This window comes from Streptomyces kebangsaanensis (assembly GCF_001906585.1).
Classification (GTDB): domain Bacteria; phylum Actinomycetota; class Actinomycetes; order Streptomycetales; family Streptomycetaceae; genus Streptomyces; species Streptomyces kebangsaanensis.
Window position 1 is genome coordinate 34,934 of record NZ_JUJA01000085.1, and the last position, 7,759, is coordinate 42,692.

Sequence of the window (7,759 nt, forward strand, 5' to 3'; positions counted from 1 at the left end):
CCGCCGCGCCGAGGACGGCGGGGAAGGCCTGGGCCGTGGCGATGTTCCCGGCGGCGTACAGGTCGCGCAGGTGGTCGCCGTACTCCTGGTCGGTCCAGTAGTGGTCGAAGGGGTTGGCCTGTTCCACCGTACCCGGGATCAGCTCGAAGATCACCTTGCCGGTCAGGTCGTCCCGGGACGGCCAGGCGCCGGCCTTCGCGGCCGCGTCCAGCGTCGGATGCTTCCCGTCCAGCAGGTCGGAGGGCTTGTAGACCATGCTGCCGAGCTTCTGCCGCACCAGGGTGTCGAAGGCGGCCGGTCCGAGACCGATGGTCTGGTTGAAGCCGTTCTTCATCTCCACCTTGAAGACGATCGGCCGGTGGTCGGGGTGCAGTTGGTGCCAGGCGGCGATGTTGTCCAGGCAGCTGCCGAGGTCCTGGTTGCGGCTCTTGCCGTACAGCTCGCCGGGGGTCTTCGCGGCCTCGCAGTTGTTGTCGTTGCCCAGCGGGTTGCTGTGGCTGACCCGCCAGCGCCGGGTCAACGGGTCGGTGTAGACGTCGACTTCGAGCAGCGAGGCGCCGGAGTCCAGCGCCTGGGCGAAGTACGTGTACTTCGACTTCTCGTACGCGTTGTGCGTACCGATCGCCGTCGTCTCGGAGAACTTCGGTGCCTGAGCCGCACCGGCGTTCGAGGGAACCACCACCAGCAACGCGACGGCACCCAGTAACGCCGCCGTACCTCTTGCCACGCGCATGGACCAACTCCCCTTCGTTGTCGCAGAGTTGAGCGGCAGCGTAGAGGCAGGCGGTTACCATGCGGTAGCCCCTGGGGGAACAGGTGTCACAGCGGCAGGGTTCCGGCCGGTCCGCAGGCGGTCGCTTTTCCACGGCGAACGGCCGGGACATCCACTTCTCCACCACCGGGCGGGAAGCCGAGCCCCTCGACCTCGGAAGGAGTTTCCTGATCCGTCCGGCCGGCAGCCGCGACATGCGGGACCACTGGACGCGAGCAGAGTGCGCGAGCAGAGCGCTCGGTCAGATCTTGGTCACTCGGGCACCCGTGCCGCACAGCATGCGGAGATCCTCGGGGTCCGAGGTCAGGATGGTGACAGGGGCGGGCGAGGCGAGTGCGGTGGCGGCCACGATGGCGTCGAGGGCGTACTCGTGGCCGTGCAGTCCGGCTGCGGCGAGGAGCTTGCTCGCGTGGCGGGCGATGGCTTCGGTGGGCGGGATGATGTTCACACGGGAGACGGCGTGATCGAAGCGGGCCTGGTGGGTCCTGGGGTCGCGGGCTTCGACGAGAGTCACCGAGCTGGTGACGACGCGGATGTCCTCGGCCTCGGCGGCGGCGAGCCACTCGGTGAGCTCGGGTGTGCGCCGCACGAGACCGGACAGGCCCTCGCAGTCCAGGACGAGTGTGCCGCTCACGCGGCGTCCGCCGAGCCTGCCGCGTCGCCGCGCAGGACGGCTCGCTTGGCCTCGACGGCGGCCTGGTCGACGGGGCCGTGCTCGGCTTCCGCGTCCTCGATGAGTTCGCGCAGCCGGTCGCGTTCCAGCTGGCGCTGGATGAGAGCTTCGACGTAGGCGGACATGCCGCGCTTGCCGGTCCGTGCCTTGAGGGCCGCGATGGTGCCTTCGTGGAGCGAGACGGAGACCGGGCGGACGGGGCCTTCGCCGGGAGCCGGGGAGGTAGCCATGCGGCGAGATTAACAAACCCCTTGTTATGGGGCTGGGGTTTCGCCGCCCGAGCGGAGAGGGCGGCCTGTCTCCTCAGCACTCGATGATGTTGACCGCCAGCCCGCCCCGCGCCGTCTCCTTGTACTTCACCGACATGTCCGCGCCGGTCTCCTTCATGGTCTTGATGACCTTGTCGAGGGAGACGTGGTGGCGGCCGTCGCCGCGCAGGGCCATGCGGGCGGCGGTGACGGCCTTGACCGCGGCCATGCCGTTGCGCTCGATGCAGGGGATCTGGACGAGGCCGCCCACGGGGTCGCAGGTGAGGCCGAGGTTGTGCTCCATGCCGATCTCGGCGGCGTTCTCGACCTGTTCGGGCGTGCCGCCCATGACCTCGGCGAGGGCGCCCGCCGCCATGGAGCAGGCCGAGCCGACCTCGCCCTGGCAGCCGACCTCGGCGCCGGAGATGGAGGCGTTCTCCTTGTAGAGCATGCCGATCGCGCCCGCGGCGAGCAGGAAGCGGACCACGCCGTCCTCGTCGGCGCCGGGGATGAAGTTCATGTAGTAGTGCAGGACCGCCGGGATGATGCCGGCCGCGCCGTTGGTCGGGGCGGTGACCACCCGGCCGCCGGCCGCGTTCTCCTCGTTCACCGCCATCGCGTAGAGCGTGATCCACTCCATGGCGCGGCCCGCCGCGTCGCCCTCGGCGCGCAGCTGGCGGGCGGTGACGGCCGCGCGGCGGCGCACCCGCAGGCCGCCCGGCAGGATGCCCTCCTGGCCCATGCCCCGCGCGACGCACTCCCGCATCACCCGCCAGATCTCCAGCAGGCCCTCGCGGATCTCCTCCTCGGTGCGCCAGGCCCGCTCGTTCTCCAGCATGAGGGAGGAGATCGACAGGCCCGTCTCCTTCGTCAGGCGCAGCAGCTCGTCGCCCGTGCGGAAGGGGTACTTCAGGACCGTGTCGTCCAGCTTGATGCGGTCCGCGCCCACCGCTTCCTCGTCCACGACGAAGCCGCCGCCCACCGAGTAGTACGTCCTGGTCAGCAGCTCGGTGCCCGAGGCGTCGTACGCCCACAGGGTCATGCCGTTGGCGTGGTAGGGCAGCGTCTCGCGGCGGTGCAGGACCAGGTCCTCGTCGTAGGAGAACGCGAGCTCGTGCTCGCCGAGGAGGCTCAGGCGGCCCGAGGCCCTCATCGTCTCGACCCGCTCGTCCGCCGTCTCCACGTCCACCGTCCGCGGGGACTCGCCCTCCAGGCCCAGCAGCACCGCCTTCGGTGTGCCGTGGCCGTGGCCGGTGGCGCCGAGGGAGCCGTAGAGCTCCGTACGGACCCGGGCCGTCTTCTCCAGCAGGCCCTCGTTGCGCAGCCTGCGCGCGAACATGCGGGCGGCCCGCATCGGGCCGACCGTGTGGGAGCTGGACGGGCCGATGCCGATCGAGAACAGGTCGAAGACCGAAATGGCCACGGTGACTCCTCAGTGCGGGGGTGGTGCCAGGGGGTGCGGACGGGGGCACCGCGCGCGGAGTGGGATCTCCGTCCGCGCGCGGTGCCGCCGCGTGGGGACTTGCTTGTCCTACTTGTTCAGACCCGGGTAGAGCGGGTGCTTGTCGGCCAGGGCCTTCACCCGGGCCTTGAGGGCGTCGGCGTCGTAGGACGGCTTCAGCGCCTCGGCGATCACGTCCGCGACCTCGGCGAAGTCCTCGGCCGTGAAGCCGCGGGTCGCCAGGGCCGGCGTGCCGATCCGAAGGCCCGAGGTGACCATCGGCGGGCGCGGGTCGTTCGGGATCGCGTTGCGGTTGACCGTGATCCCGATCCCGTGGAGCCGGTCCTCGGCCTGCTGTCCGTCCAGCTCCGAGTCGCGCAGGTCCACCAGGACCAGGTGCACGTCCGTGCCGCCGGACAGCACGTCCACGCCGGCCGCCCTCACGTCGTCCCGCACCAGGCGCTCGGCCAGGATGCGGGCACCGTCCAGGGTACGGCGCTGGCGCTCCTTGAACTCCTCGCTCGCCGCGACCTTGAAGGACACCGCCTTGGCGGCGATCACGTGCTCCAGCGGACCGCCCTGCTGACCGGGGAAGACCGCGGAGTTGATCTTCTTGGCCAGCTCGGCCGTCGACAGGATCACACCGCCGCGCGGGCCGCCCAGCGTCTTGTGGGTGGTGGTGGTGACCACGTGCGCGTGCGGGACGGGGTTCGGGTGCAGGCCCGCGGCGACCAGGCCGGCGAAGTGCGCCATGTCGACCATGAGGTACGCGCCGACCTCGTCCGCGATCCGGCGGAACGCGGCGAAGTCCAGCTGCCGCGGGTACGCCGACCAGCCGGCCACGATCAGCTTCGGCTTGGACTCCTTGGCCAGCCTCTCCACCTCGGCCATGTCGACCAGGCCGTCCTCGCCCACGTGGTAGGCGACGACGTTGTAGAGCTTGCCGGAGAAGTTGATCTTCATGCCGTGGGTCAGGTGCCCGCCGTGCGCGAGGTTCAGACCCATGATCGTGTCACCGGGCTTGAGCAGCGCGAACATCGCGGCCGCGTTCGCCTGGGCACCGGAGTGCGGCTGCACGTTGGCGTGCTCGGCGCCGAAGAGGGCCTTGATGCGGTCGATGGCGATCTGCTCGACCACGTCGACGTGCTCGCAGCCGCCGTAGTAGCGGCGTCCCGGGTAGCCCTCGGCGTACTTGTTGGTGAGGACCGAGCCCTGGGCCTCCATGACCGCGACCGGGGCGAAGTTCTCCGAGGCGATCATCTCGAGGGTGGACTGCTGGCGGTGCAGCTCGGCGTCGACCGCGGCGGCCACGTCCGGGTCGAGTTCGTGCAGGGGCGTGTCGAGAACGCTCTTCTGTTCGGTCATGTGCTTCGCTCCGCTCCTCAGCCGGCCGTGTGGGCGGCGTACTCGTCGGCGGAGAGCAGGTCGGCCGGCTCGCCCTCGAGGCGCACCTTGAAGAGCCAGCCGCCCTCGAAGGGCGCGGAGTTCACCAGCGACGGGTCGTCCACGACGTTCTGGTTGGTCTCGGTGACCTCACCGCTGACCGGGGAGTACAGGTCGGACACCGACTTGGTCGACTCCAGCTCGCCGCAGGTCTCGCCCGCGGCCACCGTGTCGCCGACCGCCGGGAGCTCGGCGTAGACGACATCGCCGAGCGCGTTGGCCGCGAACTCGGTGATGCCGATCGTGGCGACGCCGTCCTCGACGGGCGACACCCACTCGTGCTCCTTGCTGTAGCGCAGCTGCTGGGGGTTGCTCATGGCCTGAATTCTCCTGTACGCGGGGAATGCTGGTGAATGGGGGACTGCGAAAGGCGTGCGTGACCACGGATGACGCGGCTCACGTCACGCCGACCGGTTGCTCCGGTGTCACTTCTGCCGCTGGTAGAAGGGCAGCGCCACGACCTCGTACGGTTCGTGGTTGCCCCGGATGTCCACCGCGACACCCGCCGTGCCCGGGGCGGCGTGCGCGGCGTCGACGTAGGCCATGGCGATCGGCTTGCCCAGGGTGGGGGAGGGGGCGCCGGAGGTGACCTCGCCGATCACCTCGCCGCCGGCGACGACCGCGTACCCGGCGCGCGGGACCCGGCGGCCCTCGGCGACCAGGCCGACGAGGACCCGGGGCGGCTCGGCGGCGGCGTGCTCGGCGGCGGCCAGCAGGGCCTCGCGCCCCACGAAGTCGCCCTCCTTGTCGAACTTGACCACCCGGCCGAGACCCGCGTCGAACGGGGTCAGCGCGAGCGACAGCTCGTGCCCGTACAGCGGCATGCCGGCCTCCAGGCGCAGCGTGTCCCGGCAGGACAGGCCGCACGGCACCAGCCCGGCCGGTGCGCCGGCCTCGGTGATCGCCTGCCAGAGCTTCTCCGCGTCGCCCGGGGCCACGAACAGCTCGAAGCCGTCCTCGCCGGTGTACCCGGTGCGGGCGATCAGCGCGGGGACGCCCGCGACGGTGCCGGACAGGACGGAGTAGTACTTCAGCCCGTCCAGGTCGGCGATGGGGGCACCTCCCTGCACGAGCGAAGCCGAGTGCTTGGGGGAGAGGGACTTCAGGACGGCCAGGGACTCGGGGCCCTGGACGGCGAGCAGCGCGTAGCCGTCCCGGTCGTCACGGACCTCGGCGTCGAAGCCGGCCGCCCGCTCGGTCAGCGCGTCGAGGACCGCCTGGGCGTTGGAGGCGTTGGCGACGACCAGGTACTCGTTCTCGGCGAGCCGGTAGACGATCAGGTCGTCCAGGATGCCGCCGTCGACGCGGCAGATCATGGTGTAGCGGGCGCGGCCCGGGCCCACGGTGGCGATGTTGCCGACCAGGGCGTAATTCAGCAGCGCGGCGGCCTGCGGGCCGGTGACGGTGATCTCGCCCATGTGGGAGAGGTCGAAGAGGCCGGCCCTGGTGCGCACGGCGAGGTGCTCGTCGCGCTCGGAGCCGTAGCGCAGCGGCATGTCCCAGCCGGCGAAGTCGGTCATCGTCGCGCCGAGCGAGCGGTGCAGCGCGTCGAGCGCGGTATGGCGGAGTCGAGGAGGTTCGGTACTGCTCATCGGTCGGTCTCCAAGGCAGGACGGGCGAGGACAGATCTCATGTCCTCCCCATCTGTCATCGGAACCTGAGAGGTTCGCCGCGACCGCCGTCGGACGGACGGTCACGGCTTGCACCTTGGGTGGAGCCACTGCGCCAGCGGCCCGCTTTTCAGATGTGCCTCGCCCGCGCGGTAACGGTGCCTGAGAGATTCAAGGGAGGGACTTGCTCCTTCGGCGCCCCAGCGACACGGCTGGGGACTCTCCCGCGCGGATTCAAGCGGCCGGTATGCAGTTGCCGCGCCCATCATTGCACGCCCGGCCCGCCCGCGGCAGGACCGCTTCTGTGACGGGCCTGTGGCAGTACGCACACGGAAACGCGAGGTGCGTCCATTACCTTCTCTTTACGTTCGGCGGGGAGGACGGACCATGACCGCTCCGGGGGAGGACGACCACGATGAACAGGCCCACGGCACACACGACGCACCAGCCCCTGGCCACGCCCGGGGGCCGGGCCCCGCTGCAGGGGCGTACGCCCACCGTCCGCGACCTGCGAGGAGAAGCCGGACGCGGTGTGCGCGTGCTGTGGTTCGGGCCGGGGGACCTGGTCATCGTCACCGGGCTGCCCGGCGGCGGCAAGTCGACACTGATGCGCCGCGCGGTGTCCGGCACCCGGATCGACTCCCAGGACGTCCGTGACCGCTGGGACGCCCGTCTGGCGCAGTACCTGCCCTACGCCCTCTACCGCCCCCTGGTCCGCCTCGCCCACTACGCCGGCCTGCGCCGCGCCCTGCGCTCCGGCGACCCGGCCGTGGTCCACGACTGCGGCACGCAGCCCTGGGTCCGCGCCTGGCTGGCCCGTGCCGCCCGCCGCCGCGGCGGCACCCTGCACCTGCTCCTGCTGGACGTCGCCCCCGGCGCCGCCCTGGCGGGCCAGCGGGAACGCGGCCGCGGCGTCTCGCCGCACGCCTTCCGCCGCCACCGCCGGGCAGTGGCCCGCCTGCTGCGCGCGCTGCGGCGGGGCGAGCCGCCGAAGGGCTGCGGCTCGGCGGTCCTGCTGGACCGCGAGGCCGCGGCGGCCCTGCGGCGGATCGAGTTCGTACCCGTACCCGATAGCCTTCCGGTCACAACAGCGGTTCCCAGCAGGCGGTAGCAGATGGACTTCCCGGCGGACTTCTCCGCGGACTCTTCCCCGGACTTCCCGGCACAGGCGCACCCCCACCCGCACGGCGGTTGGCCCGGCAACGAGCTGGAGGAGGTGCTGTCGGCCTCCCTCGGCGTCCCGTCGGCCGGCGGCCGGATCATCGAGGTCCTCGGCCGCAGCTTCCTCTGGGTGCCCCTGCCCAACGGCGGCGGCCCGCACAGCGGCCCGCTCGACCTGCCCACGCTGGAGATCGACGGCCAGGCGTACGTACCGGTCTTCAGCTCCGAGGAACAGTTCCGTCAGGCCGTCGGCCCGCACATGGCGTACACCATCGCGCCCGCCGTCGAGTTCGCGCGCGGACTGCCCCCGCAGGCCGGCATCGCCCTCAACCCGGACGGCGTGGTCGGCATCCCGCTGCCGCCGCCGGCCGTGGCCGAGCTGTGCCGGGCGGGAGGCACCCCGCCGGCCGG

Annotated in this window: 9 protein-coding genes and 2 riboswitches; of the genes, 2 read left to right on the plus strand and 7 right to left on the minus strand. The window is 71.4% G+C overall.

Going from position 1 to position 7,759, the window contains the following annotated elements:
• The 7 genes from RH94_RS12640 to gcvT form a co-directional block, all read right to left on the minus strand.
• Positions 1-733 (minus strand): Ca2+-dependent phosphoinositide-specific phospholipase C (locus RH94_RS12640; protein WP_234425724.1); only part of this gene is annotated, 733 nt, incomplete at its 3' end.
• A 280-nt stretch (positions 734-1,013) separates the two neighbouring features.
• Entirely contained in the window at positions 1,014-1,406 is a 393-nt protein-coding gene (locus RH94_RS12645) for a type II toxin-antitoxin system VapC family toxin (protein ID WP_073947706.1), read from the minus strand.
• Positions 1,403-1,675: a hypothetical protein gene (locus tag RH94_RS12650; protein ID WP_073947707.1), complete on the minus strand. Its 273-nt coding sequence runs from the start codon at positions 1,673-1,675 to the stop codon at positions 1,403-1,405. Before RH94_RS12650 ends, RH94_RS12645 begins: the two co-directional genes overlap by 4 nt.
• Positions 1,676-1,748: 73 nt before the next feature.
• Positions 1,749-3,116, minus strand: a complete 1,368-nt coding sequence (locus tag RH94_RS12655) for an L-serine ammonia-lyase (protein ID WP_073947708.1) — start codon at positions 3,114-3,116, stop codon at positions 1,749-1,751.
• A 108-nt stretch (positions 3,117-3,224) separates the two neighbouring features.
• Positions 3,225-4,499 (minus strand): serine hydroxymethyltransferase, encoded by a 1,275-nt coding sequence (gene glyA, locus RH94_RS12660; RefSeq protein WP_073947709.1) that lies wholly within the window; start codon positions 4,497-4,499, stop codon positions 3,225-3,227.
• Between the two features lie 17 nt (positions 4,500-4,516).
• Positions 4,517-4,894 (minus strand): glycine cleavage system protein GcvH, encoded by a 378-nt coding sequence (gene gcvH, locus RH94_RS12665; RefSeq protein ID WP_073947710.1) that lies wholly within the window; start codon positions 4,892-4,894, stop codon positions 4,517-4,519.
• 108 nt (positions 4,895-5,002) lie between these two features.
• Positions 5,003-6,169 carry a glycine cleavage system aminomethyltransferase GcvT gene (gcvT, locus tag RH94_RS12670; RefSeq protein ID WP_073947711.1) on the minus strand — a complete coding sequence of 389 codons (1,167 nt, stop codon included), beginning with the start codon at positions 6,167-6,169 and terminating at the stop codon, positions 5,003-5,005.
• Positions 6,170-6,211: 42 nt separating this feature from the next.
• Positions 6,212-6,327: riboswitch (glycine riboswitch) on the minus strand.
• Positions 6,328-6,424: riboswitch (glycine riboswitch) on the minus strand.
• Between the two features lie 178 nt (positions 6,425-6,602).
• On the opposite strand from gcvT, the gene RH94_RS12675 reads away from it, so the two are divergent.
• Together RH94_RS12675 and RH94_RS43175 are read left to right on the plus strand one after the other, a co-directional pair.
• A complete protein-coding gene (locus RH94_RS12675) occupies positions 6,603-7,298 on the plus strand; it encodes an AAA family ATPase (RefSeq protein ID WP_073947712.1) in 696 nt (231 codons plus the stop codon).
• 3 nt (positions 7,299-7,301) lie between these two features.
• Positions 7,302-7,759, plus strand: a 458-nt coding sequence (locus RH94_RS43175) for an SseB family protein (protein ID WP_234425725.1), incomplete at its 3' end; no start/stop codon positions are given.

Excerpts from the sequence above, each read along its gene's own strand:
- RH94_RS12650 (WP_073947707.1), bottom strand. The coding sequence starts at position 1,675 with ATGGCTACCTCCCCGGCTCCCGGCGAAGGCCCCGTCCGCCCGGTCTCC.
- glyA (WP_073947709.1), bottom strand. The coding sequence starts at position 4,499 with ATGACCGAACAGAAGAGCGTTCTCGACACGCCCCTGCACGAACTCGAC.
- gcvH (WP_073947710.1), bottom strand. The coding sequence starts at position 4,894 with ATGAGCAACCCCCAGCAGCTGCGCTACAGCAAGGAGCACGAGTGGGTG.
- gcvT (WP_073947711.1), bottom strand. The coding sequence starts at position 6,169 with ATGAGCAGTACCGAACCTCCTCGACTCCGCCATACCGCGCTCGACGCG.
- RH94_RS12675 (WP_073947712.1), top strand. The coding sequence starts at position 6,603 with ATGAACAGGCCCACGGCACACACGACGCACCAGCCCCTGGCCACGCCC.